This is a genomic window from Rhizobium sp. BT03, assembly GCF_030053155.1.
GTDB lineage: Bacteria > Pseudomonadota > Alphaproteobacteria > Rhizobiales > Rhizobiaceae > Rhizobium.
Map to the genome: position 1 here is coordinate 26,387 of NZ_CP125642.1, position 18,502 is coordinate 44,888.

17 protein-coding genes and 1 pseudogene are annotated in these 18,502 nt (G+C 59.2%); 15 read left to right on the top strand and 3 right to left on the bottom strand.

Going from position 1 to position 18,502, the window contains the following annotated elements; genetic code table 11:
* Positions 1-9 precede the first annotated feature (9 nt).
* A pseudogene (locus QMO80_RS24915) lies at positions 10-4,797 on the top strand (hemagglutinin repeat-containing protein); the annotation flags it as partial.
* 2 nt (positions 4,798-4,799) lie between these two features.
* Positions 4,800-5,261, top strand: coding sequence for an SMI1/KNR4 family protein (locus QMO80_RS24920; RefSeq protein ID WP_283201019.1), 462 nt, complete (start codon positions 4,800-4,802; stop codon positions 5,259-5,261).
* Here the strand turns inward: QMO80_RS24920 and QMO80_RS24925 are convergent.
* A complete protein-coding gene (locus tag QMO80_RS24925) occupies positions 5,211-5,453 on the bottom strand; it encodes a hypothetical protein (protein ID WP_283201239.1) in 243 nt (80 codons plus the stop codon). The genes QMO80_RS24920 and QMO80_RS24925 overlap by 51 nt on opposite strands.
* Positions 5,450-5,614, bottom strand: a complete 165-nt coding sequence (locus QMO80_RS24930) for a hypothetical protein (protein WP_283201020.1) — start codon at positions 5,612-5,614, stop codon at positions 5,450-5,452. The genes QMO80_RS24925 and QMO80_RS24930 overlap by 4 nt, the downstream gene beginning before the upstream one ends.
* A gap of 99 nt (positions 5,615-5,713) precedes the next feature.
* Here QMO80_RS24930 and QMO80_RS24935 point away from each other — a divergent pair, with 99 nt between their 5' ends.
* The 7 genes from QMO80_RS24935 to QMO80_RS24965 all read left to right on the top strand — a co-directional run bounded on the left by QMO80_RS24935 (position 5,714) and on the right by QMO80_RS24965 (position 10,503).
* Positions 5,714-6,985: a hypothetical protein gene (locus tag QMO80_RS24935; RefSeq protein WP_283201021.1), complete on the top strand. Its 1,272-nt coding sequence runs from the start codon at positions 5,714-5,716 to the stop codon at positions 6,983-6,985.
* A 136-nt stretch (positions 6,986-7,121) separates the two neighbouring features.
* On the top strand, positions 7,122-7,463 hold the full coding sequence (locus QMO80_RS24940) for a hypothetical protein (protein WP_283201022.1): 342 nt from the start codon (positions 7,122-7,124) through the stop codon (positions 7,461-7,463).
* Entirely contained in the window at positions 7,444-8,091 is a 648-nt protein-coding gene (locus QMO80_RS24945; RefSeq protein ID WP_283201023.1) for a hypothetical protein, read from the top strand. Before QMO80_RS24940 ends, QMO80_RS24945 begins: the two co-directional genes overlap by 20 nt.
* Positions 8,092-8,188: 97 nt before the next feature.
* Positions 8,189-8,602, top strand: coding sequence for a hypothetical protein (locus tag QMO80_RS24950; protein WP_283201024.1), 414 nt, complete (start codon positions 8,189-8,191; stop codon positions 8,600-8,602).
* 453 nt (positions 8,603-9,055) lie between these two features.
* A complete protein-coding gene (locus QMO80_RS24955) occupies positions 9,056-9,748 on the top strand; it encodes a hypothetical protein (protein ID WP_283201025.1) in 693 nt (230 codons plus the stop codon).
* 166 nt (positions 9,749-9,914) lie between these two features.
* Positions 9,915-10,166, top strand: coding sequence for a MafI family immunity protein (locus tag QMO80_RS24960; protein WP_283201026.1), 252 nt, complete (start codon positions 9,915-9,917; stop codon positions 10,164-10,166).
* Positions 10,167-10,188: 22 nt separating this feature from the next.
* The gene (locus QMO80_RS24965; RefSeq protein ID WP_097588476.1) at positions 10,189-10,503 is read left to right on the top strand and encodes a colicin; all 315 of its coding nucleotides are present in this window, start codon (positions 10,189-10,191) and stop codon (positions 10,501-10,503) included.
* A gap of 68 nt (positions 10,504-10,571) precedes the next feature.
* Here the strand turns inward: QMO80_RS24965 and QMO80_RS24970 are convergent, their stop codons facing one another.
* Positions 10,572-11,156 (bottom strand): DUF1349 domain-containing protein, encoded by a 585-nt coding sequence (locus QMO80_RS24970; protein ID WP_283201027.1) that lies wholly within the window; start codon positions 11,154-11,156, stop codon positions 10,572-10,574.
* A 226-nt stretch (positions 11,157-11,382) separates the two neighbouring features.
* Here QMO80_RS24970 and QMO80_RS24975 point away from each other — a divergent pair, with 226 nt between their 5' ends.
* From QMO80_RS24975 to QMO80_RS25000, 6 genes are all read left to right on the top strand, one after another.
* Positions 11,383-12,909 carry an ABC transporter substrate-binding protein gene (locus QMO80_RS24975; protein ID WP_283201028.1) on the top strand — a complete coding sequence of 509 codons (1,527 nt, stop codon included), beginning with the start codon at positions 11,383-11,385 and terminating at the stop codon, positions 12,907-12,909.
* 83 nt (positions 12,910-12,992) lie between these two features.
* The gene (locus tag QMO80_RS24980) at positions 12,993-13,934 is read left to right on the top strand and encodes an ABC transporter permease (RefSeq protein WP_064819917.1); all 942 of its coding nucleotides are present in this window, start codon (positions 12,993-12,995) and stop codon (positions 13,932-13,934) included.
* A complete protein-coding gene (locus QMO80_RS24985; protein WP_283201029.1) occupies positions 13,934-14,803 on the top strand; it encodes an ABC transporter permease in 870 nt (289 codons plus the stop codon). The genes QMO80_RS24980 and QMO80_RS24985 overlap by 1 nt, the downstream gene beginning before the upstream one ends.
* A 54-nt stretch (positions 14,804-14,857) precedes the next feature.
* Positions 14,858-15,370, top strand: a complete 513-nt coding sequence (locus tag QMO80_RS24990) for a RidA family protein (protein WP_283201030.1) — start codon at positions 14,858-14,860, stop codon at positions 15,368-15,370.
* Positions 15,371-15,437: 67 nt separating this feature from the next.
* A complete protein-coding gene (locus QMO80_RS24995; RefSeq protein ID WP_283201031.1) occupies positions 15,438-16,634 on the top strand; it encodes an aminotransferase class V-fold PLP-dependent enzyme in 1,197 nt (398 codons plus the stop codon).
* A 17-nt stretch (positions 16,635-16,651) separates the two neighbouring features.
* Complete coding sequence (locus QMO80_RS25000) at positions 16,652-18,487, top strand: ABC transporter ATP-binding protein (protein ID WP_283201032.1); 1,836 nt, start codon at positions 16,652-16,654, stop codon at positions 18,485-18,487.
* The last annotated feature ends 15 nt before the right edge of the window (positions 18,488-18,502 follow it).

Sequence of the window (18,502 nt, forward strand, 5' to 3'; positions counted from 1 at the left end):
GCAAGGTCACTGGGAGACGCCTACTTCGAGAACCAACTGATCGACACGCAGTTGCGCCAGCTCGTCGGCGAAGGCCTCGGCAGAAGCACCTTCATTGCCGGCAACAGCGCGATCGAGCAGATGAAGACACTGCTCGACAACGGTGCCGACTATGCCAACGATCACCACCTGGCCGTCGGTCAGGGTCTCACGCCGGCGCAGGCGGCAGCTCTCACCGAGTCGATCGTTCTCTACCAGTGGCAGACAATCGATGGCGTGCAGGTGCTCGCGCCTGTCGTTTATGTTGCCGCCGCCGACCGGCAGAAGCTCACCGGCGCCGGCGCCGTCATGGCGGGCGGCTCGGTCGACATGGATGTCGACAATCTCGCCAATGCCGGCCTGATCGCCTCCGCCGGCGGCCTTACCGTCACCGGCAAGACCATTCAGGGCAGCGGAACGTTCCTGTCGCGTGGCGACACGGTGCTCAATGCCACCAACGGCATCACGCTCGCCGCCCAGACCATGACGATCGGCGGCCAGAACATGGTCAACACCAATGCCGGCGTGGCAGCCACCGGCAATCTGACGCTTGCCGGCGGCAGCGGCGATCTCGCCCTTCAGGGCGTCAAGGTGAACGCCGGCGGTTCCGCCGAGCTCTCCGGCACCAATGTCACGCTCGCAGCCGCCAAGGTCGATAACGGTGGTCAGCAGAATGCCACCGGTACCCAGATCGCCAGCGGCGGAGCCCTGACGATCAAGGCAACCGACAATGTCAACGTTATCGGCAGTTCCGCCAAGGCGGGAACGACGCTTGATGTGACCGCCGACAACGGCTCGGTGGCCGTGGTCTCGACCGATGTCGCCCGCAACAACCAGTCCGGCTACACCAGGACGCTTTCCACCGACCAGCAGCAATCTCAGCTTTCATCAGGCACGAACGCGACGATCAAGGCCGGCGACGACATCCTGCTCTCCGGCTCCTCCGTCAAGGGCGGGGGCAATGTCGCGCTGAGCGCCGGCGACGATATCAATATCACCGCCGCGCAGGAGCAATCGGCATCCACCTTCGGCAAGAAGTCCGCCTCGTCGATCACCCATGTCGGCTCGGAGATATCGGCTGGCGGCGATCTCTCGGTGAAAGCGGGCAACGGCAGCGGCGATCACGACCTCAACATTGTCGGCAGCAAGCTTGCCGCCGACGGCAAGGTCGGTCTCAAGGCCGATGGCGACGTCACGATCGCCGAAGCCACCGACACCGCGACCCTCGACACCAAGCTCAGCACCAAGGGCGGTTTCCTCGGCACGAGCGAGAAGACGACCACGCATCTGGAAACGACGACGGCCGTCGGCTCCGCCATCTCAGGCGGTGCTGGCGTCGACATTGAATCCGGCAAGGACACGGTCATCTCCGCCTCGCAGATCGAGGCCGGCAATGAGACCAGCACGGCAAACCTGAACATCACCACCGGCGGCGACCTTGTCATCGCCTCCGGCAAGGACACCAGCGCCAAGGACGACAAGGGCTCGCGCAGTGGTTTCCTCTCCAAAGGGAGCTCCACCTACAAGAGCTACGACGAAACGACCGTCGCCTCTGAACTCGGCGCATCCGGCAACATCAGCCTGGATGCCGGCGGTGCGGCCGTGATTGCCGGCTCGAAGGCTGATGCCGATGGGTCGATCAACGTGGTGGGCGACAGTGTCTCGGTCATCGGCGCGGCCGAGCAGCATGAGCTTGAGATCAGCCGCAAGAAATCCGGCCTCTTCGTCGGCTCTGGCGACGGCTTCATATCGCTTTGGGGCAGGGAGCAGAAAAGCGGAAAGCAGGCCTCCGAGCTGAATGTGGCATCAGTACTCTCCGCGGGAACGGACGTGGCGCTGAAGTCCCGCGAGACCGATGTCAACATTCTCGGCTCGCAGATCTACGCCGACAACAATATCACGCTCGACGCCGCCCGCGACGCTAATATCACCCCGGGCGCCGAAAGCGAATCGTCGGAGGAGAAAGAAAAACGATCCGGCTTCGGCATTTCCTTCGGCTCAAGCAGCGGCGGCTTCTCCGTCGGCATCGGTGTGTCGTCGGTATCCGACACGACGAAACAAGGCTCACAGACCAACGCGATGGCCACCCTTTCCGCCGGCAACGACCTGACGATCAAGGCCGGCCGCGACGCCAACCTCCAGGCCGCCGACGTCTCGGCCGACCGCAACGTGGCGATCACCGCTGAACGTGATGTCAATCTGCTGAGCGCCGAAGACAAGTCGAATTACGAGAGCGTGCACGAGCAGTTCTTCGCCGGCGTTACGCTGTCAGTTTCTTCGGGTCTCGTTTCCGCGGCAAGCAACGCGGTGCAAGCCGCCTCGAAGGTGGGAGATGGCAGCGCCAGCCGATCGATTGCCCATGTGGCGATTGCCGGCATCGAAGCCTACTCCGTGCTCGATGCTCTGACCAATCAGGACGCCGCCAAAGAGTTCGCGAAATTCCAGAACGGGCAGTCGAGCGTGTTCGCCTCCGCCTCGCTCACGGCCGGCTTCCAATACAGCAAGAGCAGTGAGAAAGGCTCCAGCACGGACCCGGTTTCCACCGCGATCAGCGGCGGCAATTCCGTCACAATCGAGGCGATATCGGGGAATCTGTTGAGCCATGGTGCACAGATCGCCGCTGGTTATAATGCCGACGGCACGCCGAACGGCAAGGCCGGCGATATTGCGCTTATCGCCGGCCGGGATGTCGTCCTGGAAAGCGCCCAGGCGACCAGCAACAACTCCACCAAGAACAGTTCCGGCGGCGTTCAGTTCGACCTGGTCAATCCCGGTCTCAGCTTCAACTATGGCAAGGGCTCGTCCAACGGTTCCACAGTTACACAGGTCAACAGCCATGTCCTCGGCGCCGGCGACGTATTCATTAAGTCCGGCAATGATACTAAACTGGAAGGTGCCGTCGTAAGCGGCGAGAGCGTCATGGCCGATGTTGGCCACGACTTGATCATCGAAAGCCAGCTCGACACAACATCCCAAAAGGCCAACCAGTTCGGCATCAGCGGCAGCTTTGGCGGCAGTTCCGCTCCAGGTCTGAACGGCTCCTTCCAAAAAGCCACCGGCAGTGCCGCGATCGTCTCTGAACAGTCCGGCATCCATGCCGGGCCCGGCGGCTTTGATATCACCGTTGGTAACAAGACTGCGTTGACGGGTGGATTGATCGCCTCTCAGGCGCCGGCAACGCAGAACTCGCTTGAAACCGGCACGCTGGAGTTCAACGACCTCGACACCCATTCGAAATGGAAGGCCGACAGCTACAGTGGCGGGCTGACTCTCACTGGACCGCTCCTTGCTCCGCCCATGCACGACGGCGAAAGTGCGACAGGTGAGGCGATGTCCGCCGTCTCGCCGGGCCAGATCGTCATCACCGACCCCGCCCATCAGACGCAGAGCCTTGACGATCTGCGCCGTGACACTAGCAACACCAACACGTCGCTGCCGGGCATTCCCGAACTGCAGGATATTCTGCGTGAGCAGTTGAAGACGCAGGAGCTTTATCAGGATGCCGCTGCCAAGGCCGCCAAGTTCATCGGCGACTTTGCGTTTAAGCGGGAGCAGGCGGCGACCACCGACGAGGAACGGGCCTTCTGGGCTGAAGGCGGTCCCGGCCGAGCGGCATTGCACGCACTGGCCGGCGGCCTGCTCGGTGGCGTTACGGATGTCTCCGGTATGATTAGGGGTGCGCTTGGGGGAGCCACTTCCTCGCTGCTCGGCCCGCATATCCGCGATCTCGTCGCCGAGATCGTCAACGGCACCTCGCTTGCGGGCACCGCTCAGGGCGAACAACTGATCAATATGATCAGCGCCAGCCTGGTGCAGGGCCTTGCCGCGACCGTCAGCGGTGGAGAGGGCGCCGCCTATGCTGGGAATGCGTTCAAATACAATTACCTGACGCATCGTCAGTTGGAGAAGCAGCTTGAGGAGATGATCGAGTGCGATCAAAACCAGGCATGTATCAGCAAGGTGGCACAAAAATATAAGGCGATCGATGATATACAAGACCAAGCCTTGGCCGATTGTCGCACAATTGCTTGCGTCGAAATCCACATAAAGCTGATTCAGGAAGCTAAAGAGTATCTGCTTGAGAATGACTATGTTACCGAAATTGCGGAGTACTCACTTGATACGGCGAGCCGAATTAATCAACGACAGGAAGGGTTATTTTTCTCGCAGGCACTGGCTGAGGTAGAAGCTGGCACCGACCTCACCGCAGTCGCATTTTGCGAACGTAGTCCGGGACCTAATTGCAAACTACTTGGAAGTATTCTCGCTGATCTCAGCGATGGTCTGACGGCCGTCGCCTATGCCAAGTTAGCGGCGGCGGGCGCTAGCGGACGGCTAGTGGCAGATGACGTCCGCATCCTTAAGGAAGCGGTTACCGCTGAAAAAGCCCTAAGCGAGTCTTTTGGTCAGGAACGGAGGTTCTGGGCACAGGAGCCAATCCAGTTTCAGGGAAATAAGGTCTATCAACGAAATGACCTGTTTGATCCAGACTTGTTAACAAGCTGGAGAGAAGGTGGAAAGGTCATCACTGGTACAAACATCGAGCGAATGGCTTCGGGACGAGCGCCTATCGGCACAGATGGGAAGTCAGTAAACCTGCACCATATCACCCAGACGCAAAGCGGCCCAATCGCTGAAGTCACGCAATCATTCCATCAAAGTAATAGCTCTGTTATTCATATCAACCCCAATACAATTCCTTCAGGAATTGACCGAGCTGCCTTTGATATCTGGAAGGCCGCTTATTGGGAAAGTCGCGCAACAACGTATGGGCATTGAGTATGAATAATGTGACTTCCGAACAAGTAGAAGAATTAGTGGCCGCTTACGCAGGGATCGTAAGCTTCGGCAGTGAAGCGGATGCAGTAAGTGACGATTGGATCCGGCGCGCGGAGCATCGATTGAAGTTTCCTCTAAGTACTTCATATAAGTGGTTTCTAAAAAAGTATGGCGGAGGGGAGATAGGTGGGGAGGAGATATATAGCATATACGGAATAGATTTTGAAACGGCAAACGGTGGAGATATAGTTTATCAATATATTATGAGTCGAAAGAACGGCTTGTTGGACGATAACAAGATTTCCGTTAGCGAAACTGACTACGGGGAGGTGTTCTTTTTTTATTATTTGAACAGATCAGACACCGAATGCCCAATATATATGAGGCTCCCGTCAGGAGAAGAAGTTATATATTCAGTTAATTTTTTCGAGTTCCTGTGTAAGCGGATCAAGGCGCACATCTGAATGTGCTGGACTTTTTTGGGTGATCTGTCCAGCGCCAGATGATGACCTCCCAACAGGCAGTGTAACAGGGGCCCCTGCACGGCCGATGATGCCAACGGCAATGCCAATCCCTCGAAGAATATCGCCAAAGGCACGACGATCGTCAGCTCCGTCCAGGCGATCGGCGGCGTATCGGCCAACATCAAGGCTCACGGGGCGCTCTCCGTCAATTTCGGCAGCGTCAACAACACGTCGGCGGCCGGCTCGATGGCCGGCGGCGCCAGCGTCGCGGCGCCGAGCAATCCCGGCGATCCGTTGTCGGCGCTCTCCGGCCTGACCGCCGGCGGCGCCCTCTTCAGCGTGCCAATCCGCAATCGGGCGGCGTCGGCGGCAACATACCGGGCCAGACCTTCCTGTTCGAGACCCGCGCCGACTTCCTCGATGTCAGCAAATTCTACGGCTCCAACTATTTCATGGACCGCATCGGCTATCAGCCGGACACCACCATTCCTTTCCTGGGCGATGCCTATTTCGAGAACCAGCTGATCGACACGCAGTTGCGCCAGCTCGTCGGCGAAGGGCTCGGCAGAAGCACCTTCATTGCCGGCAACAGGCTGAAAGGCAGTAAATATGAGGGAACGGAAGCAGGCGACGCGCTTGCCAAATTGATCGGCGCAAGCCTCATGGCGGGAATCACCGGAGCCATCGGCGGCGGAGATGCTGCCGCCTACGGTGTTGCGGAGTATCAATACAACTATTTGACCCACGAACGTCTGGCCAAAGCCATCGAAATCGGTAAGGCGCTCGCAGCGTGCAAAGGCGTCTTCACCAACTGCGCAGAATACGCATCGCTAAAATCACAGGTTGACGATTTCGTTCAGGAATCCGCGACAAACACCAGGAACCTGATAGCGGAATGCAGCAAAGGAGTAACGCCGACCTGCGAATCGATGATGAAAGATCTGGAAGAGTTCAATGCAACTGTCGATGCAGAACTTAACTGGATGCAGAACAATCCCCGCGGCCCTTCCGCCGGCACGGATCCAACGCCAACCATGGCGCGATATTACGAGGCAGTGGATAGTGGCCTCCGACTCGACCACGCGGTTGCCGAGCAATTCACCGCTGTGCTGGCGGGGGATATCGCACCGGAGCAGGCAAGACGAAACATTATCAAAAGCGTCGTTCAGTCCACTAAAGACCTGGGCGAGTTGCGGGCCGTCGTCGATGGGGCCGGCTTGATTGGCGCCGGGGTGATGATCGTCCTGTCCGATGGTACTCTTTTGCCCCTGGTCGCCGGTGGGCTGGGAACCGTATCGTCAGGCAGCCATCTCTATGGTGACATCGAGCAATCCCTCACCGGTGTGATTACCGAGCCGGGTCTTGTGCAGTTGTTGCTGGCAGGCGGGCTATCGGGCGACGATGCGCTCGCGATGCAAAGCGCCATAGACGTGGGCGCTCTCGTCGCCGGCTTCACTGCAGGCGGCAAGGCGGTCTTTGAATTAAGGTATCCGGAGCGTTTGACGGTTGCGGAACGCAACTCAGTCGGTCAGATCCTTGCCGACAGCGCAACGCAAAGGACGGACGCGTATCATCACGGCTTCCGACGGGACCAGGGTTACGGTGCCGGAGGGTTATCAACCCCTCAGCGCGGGTGCCGTTGGAAAAGATGTTGTCGGTCTGCCAAGCGGCTTCGTCTATGTTCAGGATGCTCAAGGCAATATCGTCATCGCCGGACCAGGTAATGCGTTCTATGGCGATGTTGCCACCGCACAGCGGGCCGCTATTGCGCTAAATAGTGTACCCGACGTTCCAGACGGAGTTCCATATTTTAGGGTACAGGGCGGCGGCTCAGGTAGCGCGACGAGCAGGAATGCGTTGATGGTGAATGCGGATGGGTCGGTGTCAATTTCGCCGGGATGTACGGGTTCAATTTGTGTTAGCATCGACAATTCCGATCATGCGGCCTATTCCCTGAGCAATAAGCGCTCTGACGGATCTGTCGTAGTGTTCGAGGTGGATCGGGTGACTCACAATAAGATCATGGATGATCTGGTGCCCCAACAAGGAAATTCGGGTGCTGGTGTAAAGCTTACCGACACCAACACGCCGGGAACTTCCATTGAGTTAAACCGGGCATATTCAGAGCTTATGGTCAGTGGTTCGTCAAATGGCCGTGTTCTTACTCAGAGCGAGTTCTTCAATGAATTTGGCAGAAATTGATCCCGAATTACGCAAATCTCTGGATTCAAGGGAGCAATCTATAGGGTTTGTCATCTATCGAGGTGAAACTATTTGGCTGATTGATTGGGTTGATCACTTCACCCTTGATCAACAGAAAAACATTGATGCCATGTGTACTGAGCAACGGTATCGCAGATTTATGCCCGCTGGTCTAACAGTCCAACAGTGGAGCAAGAAACTGCAGAGTGAATTTCGCAACGGTATTCCGCAGCTCACCGCGGATCTCTTTCCACAATATAGGGATGGTGAAACCGCCAAGGTTGTCTCAGCCGACTTGCTGCGCCGGGAGTTCTTCTCGGAAGACGAGGGCCAGTACGCTGAGTTGTCCAGGGAGATAGAGACGGAGCTTTCATTCAACACGCCGATGCGAGAAGAACTGGTTCAGCTTCGGATACGGCTGTTTTCGAAGCTGCCGAAGTTCTACATTAACTACGACCGCAAAATATTTATGCATATGGTGCATGGTCGTTCTTACGAAACGGTCGTGCTTGATGGTTGGTGGGCGGCTGAAGGCGATTTTGAGCATATGATCCCGACATCGCATCGCTATTGGGTTAGAAGCACCGCGGAAGACTTCTGGGCTGTTACCAATTTCTCAAACGGCTAGGCAGAGTGGACGATGTATGAGGCATCTGCCGAATTGTCGAACCACGCGACAATATGTTTGACCTCCTCCCTGTGATCAAGCACGCTTTGTATATCCCATGACTGATATAATTTTTGAATGTGAAAACGTTTCCTTAGAGATGGCCTTTTTAGAGCTGGATCCAAACGATCAACGCTCAACGCGTTGGAGTGTCCGGTTGGATATAAAACATTCCACCGGATGTTTTTCCTACCTCGCGACAGATGCTTGGTTCGATACAGACATGTGGACCGAATTTACGACCGGCCTTTCATCGAAAGAGCCGGCAATCCTCAATCTTTCGGACATGAGCGAGTACTTCAGTTTTGTCATCGAACGAACTGCAATATGCTTTGAAATCACAATTCGAGTACAGGAGCCGATCATTTCACAAGGAACGATACGCCTTGAAGCGCACTTGAAAAGCGATCTGGATGGGCCGTTTCTTCGCAGCCTGGGGGATGCTTTCGCGGCTTGTCCGAAGTTTTGGTAAGTTGAGCTTCTCGCGACAGGTTTCAGTTGGTTCAGCAGCTGAGGTCGCTGCTCGTGCTGCCGCGGAGTACATTGCAAGCGTGGGACGAATCTAGCTACCGCCCTTGTGAGGGAAGCGGGCCACCGAATTTCCTCCTGGAACGAATTGGAGTCCTGCCCATCGAGGGCAGATCGGGAAAAACACCTCCAGCTCAAGGAAGCGGTCTAATTGACCATCGAAGAATGCAACCCCGCCTCAGGCGAAGGTCCTCGGAGGAACAAACTGGCCGCAACGCGGCTATATGCGATCCTCGCGCGGGGAGCGAGAACGGGTGTTATATTCCGTCGCGGACCGAGCAGACAGGTGCAGCTAATTCGTTGAGACCTGAGCAACGATACTTTTGAACATGGGCAATGGTTCAAGGGACGCATTTACGAACGACGCTGCGATCTTTCCCCGTCCGGCCGACTGCTGGTGTATTTCGCAGCGACAAATCGCGCGCCCTACGGAAGCTGGACAGCAATATCAAAGCCGCCATTCTTTACGGCGTTGGCCCTTTGGCCGAAAGGGGATGCCTGGGGCGGCGGCGGCATTTTCGAGGATGAGGAAACACTGCTTTTGAATCATTCCCCCGAGTGGGAGGCCAGCTTCAAACTCGCCGATGGATTTCGGCTAAAGCCGGGAATGCATGTCAAGCCGTGCGGGAACCGGCCAGGCCGCGGTGAGGACGAACCCATCAATGGCCTCCTGCGCGAGCGCGATGGTTGGCGAGTGGTAGAGATCGGTGAAGAGCAGTACTGCGGTTTGAATGCGCCTGCGATTTTTCGCTTTAGCCAGCCACACGTTGAGGAAAAGGTCGGTCCTAACGGTCGGCGGCTCCAGATGATCCTCCACGCGATCGGTCGTAGGCAAAAGGCGTGGTACGGCCTCGATTATCGCGTGATTGATCGCGACGGAACCCTGCTCATCGATCTCCCTGAGAGCGATTGGGCGGATTGGGACGGCGGCGACCTTGTGTTCGCCCGGGGTGGTTGCATCTACCGATTGTCGAAAAGCCAATTCCGATATTATGCCGACAAGCGCGAAGATGCCTTTCAGCGCCTGTATGATTTCAGCGACGCACGCTTTACCGCTGTAGCTCCCACGCGCGCTGCACTCCAATATTGATGGAGCAGGCGGTTCAAAAAAGCCGAGATACTCGTTACCGGATGAAAGTTGAGTGGGTGGACAGCCGGTAAACGGTTTGTGTTTCGTGCAATGCCGAATTCCTCATGGATAGGTGAGTTGCTCGGATTATTTCATAGATTTATCGCTCAAGCCCCGTGAGGTGCGTATGGAAGTTGAGAAGCAGCTCATCAAGCTCATAGGTGATTTCACCGGACGCCTGCCCGAGGAATATATCGGCGAATACATATCCCTTGCGAAGCACAATGAGTGCGCAGTCGCATTGGAAAATCTATGCACGCAATTGCACGAGCATGACGTGGTGCCGGCTCCAGGGGAACTGATCACCATTCGGGAGCTAGCCGAGGAAATGAACCTGGAGGAGGATACATGGCACTTCCTCAGGCATTCGAATTCGTGAGCTCAGTGCAAGGGCGACAACAGTGAACAAACTTCCAAACTGGCTTGTCCTCAATATCTGGCGAAATCTACTGGGAGAGATTTACCCAGCGATTAGGGCCATCGCCGTCGAATTCGATGAAAAGGCTCTTCTCATAAGATATTACCTTGAGCGTGAGCCAACTGAGTTTGATATCGAAAGCGCGGAAGTATTATCCACAAACGTTTTCGCCTCTGCCGGACCGGAACTGATCGAACGTATCGATACGGAATGTTCCTACGCAACGCGGCTTTTCAAAGATTTGGACGCATTGTCTGGGTTTGTATATTGCCGTCGAGAATACGACATGCCCGAGTGAGGATGGCTGTGTCTCCTGTTCCAGGTGGTGCAGTCGGCATGAGGCGCTTGAATGCGTCACAGCGTTCCTCAACTCAAATCATGCAGATCCGTCGTAATCGCCGGCCCGATCGAAAATTCCGAAAACCGCACCGTTAATCCACTCCGCTCCGGCGTACAGGCGGTGGGCCCGACCTGGTATCTGTCGGCGATTGGGAAGGGCGCTAGCCGCAAGAGCGGCCAGAAGCTCCCGTCGTGCGAAGCCTGGATGCGCAGGGCGCCGGCCGCCAGGGTGACGCGGATGTGGAAGTCTTCGAGCTCCTTGAACGGCTGTGAGACCGACCAATCGGACCTGCCGTCGGTGACGACGGTGCTGAGGAAGGCTTCGCCGTCAGTGAATTCGACGCCGGTTTTGACCCAACGCTTTTCGTCGAGGCGCACCATCAGGCCGGCCTGGTCGTAGAGGGTGCGAAATTCGCCCTGGATGCGGATCTGGGCGGTGAAGCTCTCGGCGGTGGGGAAGGCGAGGAAATGGCCGCTGTCGCGGGTGAAGCCGTAATAGGTTTCCCGCCAGAAATCGGTTTTCTCGCCTGTTGTCAGCGTCAGGCCGGTTGCGTCGGCCTGCCAGCTTGCCGGTTCGTTCAGCCATTTTCCGTCGTTGAAGTCGATGTTCATTCTATCCTCGCTTTATTGAAGCCGTGGCGCTGCCGATTCTTCACGCCCGCATAATGCGCGAGCTTCGGGCAGGCGGCTAGCCGCACATGCGGTTCGGCGCTGTTTGCCGCTGCGACCTCGTCCCACGACATAATCCACGGCTTCCGCTTGACACCACCACTTCATCTCTTATTCTGTTGTAAAAAGATGAATTACATAATTGTGGAACTTAACCGGGAGCTCTCATATGAAAACGCTTGTCGCATTCCTGCTCGGCACTGCGCTCGTCGCCCTGCCTTCGACCCTGCTTGCCCAGGAAAAAGGCGGCGTCATCAATGTTGCGACGATCGGCGAGCCGCCGACGCTTGATCCGATGTCGTCGACGGCCGATCTCGTCGGCATCGTCACCCAGCATATTTTCGAAACGCTCTACACTTTCGACAAGAGCTGGAATGTCACGCCGCTTCTGGCCGAAAGCCTGCCCGAGATCAGCGCTGACGGGAAAACCTATACGATCAAGCTCCGGACCGGCATCAAGTTCCACGACAATAGCGACATGACCTCGGAGGATGTCGTCGCCTCGCTGAACCGCTGGATGAAGATCGCCTCGCGCGGCAAGCAGGTGGCCGGCTTCATCGACAAGATCACCGCCGCTGATGCCTCGACAGTGACCATCACGCTGAAGCAGCCCTATGCGCCGCTGACCTCGCTGCTCGCCTTCAACAATTCGGCGGCGATCATCATCCCGTCGGAAAAGCAGGACGAACCGATGAAGGAGTTCATCGGCACCGGCCCCTATATGCTGAAGGAGCGCAAGGCCGACCAGTATATCCAGCTCGTCCGCTTCGACGGCTACAAGTCCCGCGAAGGCGACAGCAATGGTTATGGCGGCGCCCGCCATCAATATCTCGATGAAATCCGCTTCGTGCCGGTGCCGGACCCGAACACCCGCGTCGAGGCCGCCATCTCCGGCCAGTATGATTATGTCGACTCGATCGCGGTCGAATCCTACGACAAGCTGAAGGCCTCTACCGCCTCGCAGCCGGTCATGTTGAAGCCCTTCGGCTACCCGGTCTTCGTCTTCAACACGAAGGAGGGTGTTGCCGGGAATGTCGAGGTTCGCAAGGCGATCCGCCAGGCGCTCAGCATGGAAGACATGCTGGCCGCGGCTTTCGGCGGCACGGATTTCTATGCGCTCGATGGCTCGATCTATCCGAAGACCTTTTCCTGGTCGACGGATGCCGGCGTCGAGGGAGCCTATAATGTCGCCGATCCGGAAGGGGCGGCGGCTGCCGCCAAGAAGGCCGGATACAACGGCGAGCCGATCCGGATCCTGACCAGCCGCCAGTATGAATTCCATTACAAGATGGCGCAGGTCGCCGCCGAATATTTAAAGCTTGCCGGCTTCACCGTCGATATGCAGGTCGTGGACTGGGCGACGCTGACCCAGCGCCGCACCGATCCGAAGCTCTGGGATATCTACATCACCCACAGCCCCTTCCTGCCGGAGCCGGCGCTGATCGGCTCGCTCTCGACCAGCTCGCCCGGCTGGTGGGATACGCCGGCCCGCAAGGCTGCCGTCGATGCCTTCACCTCCGAGGTCGACCCGAAAAAGCGCGTGGCACTCTGGGCCGATGTCCAGAAAGCCGTCTATACAGACGCGCCTTTCATGAAGATCGGCGATTTCAACGCGGTCTCGGCGAAATCGGTCAAGCTCGACGGCGTCGATCCGGCTCCGTGGCCGTATTTCTGGAACGCTTCGATCAAGAAGTAAGCACCACCGCCGGCGCCGGTCCCTCGCGGCCGGTGCCGGTCTTCTTTTCTGCCGCATCCGCAAAGGCTTGAAGGCCAGCATTCATGATCCGCTACATCCTCCAGCGCCTGTTCGGCATGATCGTCGTGATGTTTCTCGTCGTGACGATCGTCTTCGTCATCGTGCGGGTGACGCCGGGTGATCCGGCCGCCGTCATGCTCGGGCCGGATGCGACGCCGCAGGATGTTGCCGATCTCCGAACCCGGCTCGGCCTCGATCAGTCGCTCGGCCTGCAATATGTCTATTATATCGGCCAACTGCTGCGGGGCGATCTCGGCCAGTCGATCTTCCTCAACATGCCGGTGACGTCGGCGCTGCTCGATCGGGCCGAGCCGACCTTTTTCCTGACGCTGTTTTCGCTTGCCATCGCCAGCATCATCGCGCTGCCGATCGGCATCTATGCCGCCTATCGGCGCGGCTCCTTCGTCGACCAGGCGGCAACGACGCTGGCCATGTTTGCCGCCAGCATCCCAAGCTTCTGGCTCGGCCTCATCCTGATGCAATTCTTCGCCGTCCGGCTCAACCTCTTCCCGGTCTCGGGTTATGGCGGCCCCGGCTCGACCTTCTTTGACCGGATGTATCATCTGACGCTGCCGGCCTTCGCGCTCGGCATCGTCTCCTCGGCGCTGATCCTGCGTTTCACCCGCGCCTCGATGCTCGATGTGCTCGGCGACGATTATATCCGCACGGCGCGCGCCAAGGGGCTGGTCGAGCGCAAGGTCATCTTGAAGCACGCGCTGAAGAATGCGCTGATCCCTATCCTCACGGTGCTCGGCCTGACGGCGGCGGTGCTGATATCGGGCGCCGTCGTCACCGAAACGGTCTTCGGCCTGCCGGGCGTCGGCAATCTCGTCGTCTCGGCGGTGCTGCGCCGCGATTATCCCGTCATCCAGGGGGCGCTGCTGGTCATCGCCGCGCTCTACGTGCTGATCAATTTTGCGATCGACATGCTCTATCTGCTGGTCGATCCGAGGGTGCGCTACTGATGGCCGATATCGCAATCAAATCAGCCGAGAGCGAAGGCAGCAAATTCATCCGCCGCCTGCTGAAGCGCAAGACGGTGGCCTTCGGCCTGTTGATCCTGGCGATCTTCGTGCTGCTGGCGGTCTTCGCGCCTATGGTCGCGCCCTATTCACCCTCCAAACTCTCGATCGTCAACCGGCTGAAGCCGCCGAGCGGCACCTTCTTCTTCGGCACCGACGAATTCGGCCGCGATGTCTTCTCGCGGACGATCTTTGCCGGCCGCCTGTCGCTGCTCGTCGGCGCGGCGGTCGTCAGCCTGTCGGCGGTGATCGGCGTCACCCTCGGCCTGCTTGCCGGCTTCTTCCAGAGGCTCGATACGCCGATCGCCCGGCTGATCGACGCGATGATGGCCTTCCCGGATATTCTGCTGGCGATCGCCCTCGTCGCCGCGCTCGGCCCGTCCTTGACCACTGTGATCATCGCGCTGTCGATCGTCTATTCCCCGCGCCTGGCCCGCATCGTCCGCGCCTCGACGCTGGTCATTCGCGAGCTGCCCTATGTCGAGGCGGCAAGGGCGCTCGGCATTTCGACCTTCCATATCATGACCCGGCACGTGCTGCGCAATCTGCTGTCGCCGATCCTGGTGCAGGCCACCTTCCTCTTCGCCAGCGCCATGTTGGCCGAAGCCGGTCTGTCTTTCCTCGGCCTCGGCGTCAGCCCGGAAATTCCGACCTGGGGAACGATGATCGCCGCCGGCCGCCAATATATCGGCCAGGCCGACTGGATGACGCTGTTTCCCGGTGTCGCCATCATCCTCTCGGTGCTGTCGCTGCAGATGGTCGGCGACGGCCTCAGGGATATGCTCGACCCAAGACTTCGCAAGGACCTTTAATCCGCCGACCTAAATCGGCCAATCCAAATCAAAATTCGCCAATCCAAAATTCGCATGACAGGAGTTTGCGTGAATCAGTTTCCAACCGCCGCCGGCAAGGTCGAGAATTCGCCTTACCAACGGTTAGCCGCCCTCGGCATCAAGCTGCCGCCGCCGCCGCCGCCGATCGCCAATTTCGTGACGCATGTGGTGGAGGGCAATATGCTCTACCTCTCCGGCCAGGGGCCGCGCGAGGCCGACGGCTTCCTGCACGCCGGCAAAGTCGGCGCCAATGTCGGTGTCGATGAGGCTTACCGGCATGCACGGCTGACCGGCATCAATCTGCTCGCCGTCATGCATGATGCGCTCGGCGATCTCTCCCGCGTCAAGCGGGTGGTCAAGCTTCTCGGCATGGTCAATGCCGTGCCTGAGTTCGAGGATCATCCGAGTGTCATCAACGGCTGCTCGGATCTGCTGATTGCCGTCTTCGGCGCGGCCGGCGAACATGCCCGCTCGGCCGTCGGCTTCGGCTCGCTGCCCGGCAACATCACCGTCGAAATTGAGGCGATCGTCGCCTTGAATGGCTGACGAGAGCTTTCATATTCGGAGCAGCGCCGACCGGCCAGTTCCTCGACTGAGACTTCTGGAGACCTTCATGCCCACTGATATCAGACCTTCACTCGGCCTTCGCCCCGTCATCAACGTATCCGGCACGATGACCAGCCTCGGCGCCTCGATCGTCGTGCCGGAGGCGATCGAGGCGATGGCATCGATCCTGCCGCATTTCGTCGAGATCAACGACCTGCAGCGCAAGGCAAGCGCCGTCATCGCCCGCCTGACCGGCGGCGAGGCGGGCTTCGTCACCGCCTCCTGCTCGGCCGGCATTTCGCTGGCGGTCGCCGGCGCCATGTCAGGCGACAATCTGCTGGCGATCGAAAAGCTGCCGGATGTCGTGCCCGAGAAGAACGAGGTGCTGGTGCAGATGGGCCATGTGGTCAGCTATGGCGCGCCAGTCGATCAGGCGATCCGGCTTGCCGGCGGCAAGGTCGTATTGATCGGCCAGGCAACCTCGACGCATCGCTTCCACATGGAAAAGGCGATCACCGAAAAGACCGCCGCCGCCGTCTATGTCGTCTCCCACCATGTCGTCGATTACGGCCTGCTGAACCTCAAGGAATTCGTCGAGATCGCTCATGCCAGAGGTGTGCCGGTGATCGTCGATGCCGCCTCGGAATATGATCTCCGGATCTTCCTGGAGCAGGGGGCCGATATCGCCCTCTATTCCGGCCACAAATTCCTCGGCGGCCCGACCTCCGGCATCGTCGCCGGCCGCAAGGAGCTGGTGCGCCATGCCTTCCTGCAGAATATGGGCATCGGCCGCGGCATGAAGGTCGGCAAGGAAAGCATCTTCGGCGTCATGGCCGCGCTCGAAGCCTGGGAAAGGCGCGATCATGCCGGCATCCGCGAGCGCGAAACCGGCTATCTCAACCTGTGGAAACGCACGCTCGATGGCCGTCCCGGCGTCACTGCGCTGATCGAGCCCGATCCGACCAACAATCCGCTTGAGCGGCTGCGCCTGATCGTCGATGCCGGAGAGGCCCATATCACCGCCTGGGATCTCGCCGATGCGCTGGCGAAGGGCAGCCCGCCGATCATCGTCCGCGACCATGAGGTGGAGCACCGCTATTTCTACCTCGACCCATGCAACCTGCATCCGGGGCAGGAGGGCATCGTCGCAAACCGCCTGGCCGAGGAACTCGACAAGGCGCGCGCCTCCAACGAGATCATCGCAACGCCGATCGAAAACCGCAGCAAGCACCGCTTCGACGGCGTGCTGCGCTGGCCGGATTGAACGTAGAAGGAACCGACATGGGCAGCGTCCAGGCGAAATCGATCGAGACAGCCACCCCCGTTCTTTCCGTCGAGGGGCTGACGACGTCCTTTCTGGTGGACGGCGGGTGGAAACCTGTTGTGCGCGACATCTCCTTCACCGTCGCACCTGGCGAGACCGTGGCGATCGTCGGCGAATCCGGTTCGGGCAAAAGCGTCACCTCGCTCTCGATCATGCGGCTGCTGCAGGCCGACACAAGCCGTGTCGAGGGCCGGGTCATGCTCGGCGGGCGCGACCTGCTGGCCCTGCCGGAACAGGCCATGCGGCAGGTGCGCGGCAACCAGGTGGCGATGATCTTCCAGGAGCCGATGACCTCGCTCAATCCGCTGTTCACCATCGGCGATCAGATTTCCGAAGCGCTGCTCTGCCATTCCGCTATGAGCCGCGCCGATACCAAAGCCGAGACGATTAGGCTGCTGGAAAAAGTCCGCATCCCCTCGGCCGCCTCGCGCTTCGACGAATATCCGCATCGCTTTTCCGGCGGCATGCGCCAGCGGGTGATGATCGCCATGGCGCTCGCCAGCCGGCCGAAGCTCCTGATCGCCGACGAGCCGACGACGGCGCTCGACGTGACGATCCAGGGCCAGATCCTCGATCTCATCAAGATGCTGCAGGAAGAGGAGGGGACCTCCGTTCTCTTCATCACCCATGATATGGGCGTCGTCGCCGAGATCGCCGACAGGACAGTGGTGATGTATCGCGGCGAACAGGTCGAGAGCGGGCCTACCGCCGATATCTTCCACCGCGGCAGACATCCTTACACCAGGGCGCTGCTCTCGGCCGTGCCGGTGCTCGGCTCGATGCAGGGCCGGCAGCGGCCGCTGCGTTTTCCGGTGGTCAATACCGCGACGGGAGAATCGAACACGCCGGCCGAGGCTGCCGATACCGTCGCCGCAACGCCGGTCTTGCAGGTGAGGAACCTGACCAAGCGTTTCGACATTCATTCCGGCCTGTTCGGCCGGCTGACCAGCCGCGTGCATGCTGTCGAAAACGTCTCCTTCGATCTGCACGCCGGCGAGACGCTGTCGCTCGTCGGTGAATCCGGCTGCGGCAAATCGACGACCGGTCGCGCCATCATGCGTCTCATCGAGCCGCAGGCGGGCTCCGTTCTCGTCGAGGGCAGGGAGGTGCTCGGCCTCGACAGGAAGGATCTGCGCGAAATGCGCAAATCCGTGCAGATGATCTTCCAGGATCCGTTCGCCAGTCTCAATCCGCGCATGACAGTGGGGACGGCGATCGCCGAGCCCTATCTCGAGCACCGGATGGGCAATTCGAAGCAGGCAAGGGAGGTCGTGGCGGACCTGCTGGTCAAGGTCGGCCTCTCTCCCGACATGGCTTCGCGTTACCCGCATGAATTTTCCGGCGGCCAGCGCCAGCGCATCTGCATCGCCCGGGCACTCGCTTTGCAGCCGAAGGTGATCGTTGCCGACGAAAGCGTGTCGGCGCTCGATGTTTCGATCAAGGCGCAGGTCATCAACCTGATGCTCGACCTGCAGCAGAGCCTCAACCTCGCCTTCCTGTTCATCTCGCACGACATGGCCGTGGTCGAGCGCGTTAGCCACCGCGTGGCGGTGATGTATCTCGGCGAAATCGTCGAAATCGGCCCGCGCGCCGCCGTCTTCGAAAACCCGCAGCATCCCTATACGAAAAAACTCATCGCCGCCGTGCCGGTGCCCGATCCGGACCGGCGCCACGAAAAACGCATGGTGGCGAATGATGAGATCAAGAGCCCGATGCGCCCGGTCGACTATCAGCCGCCGGCCAGCTTCTATCGTGAAGTCGGGCCGGGCCACCTGGTGATGGCCGACCGGTAGCGAAAGCCGTTGGGA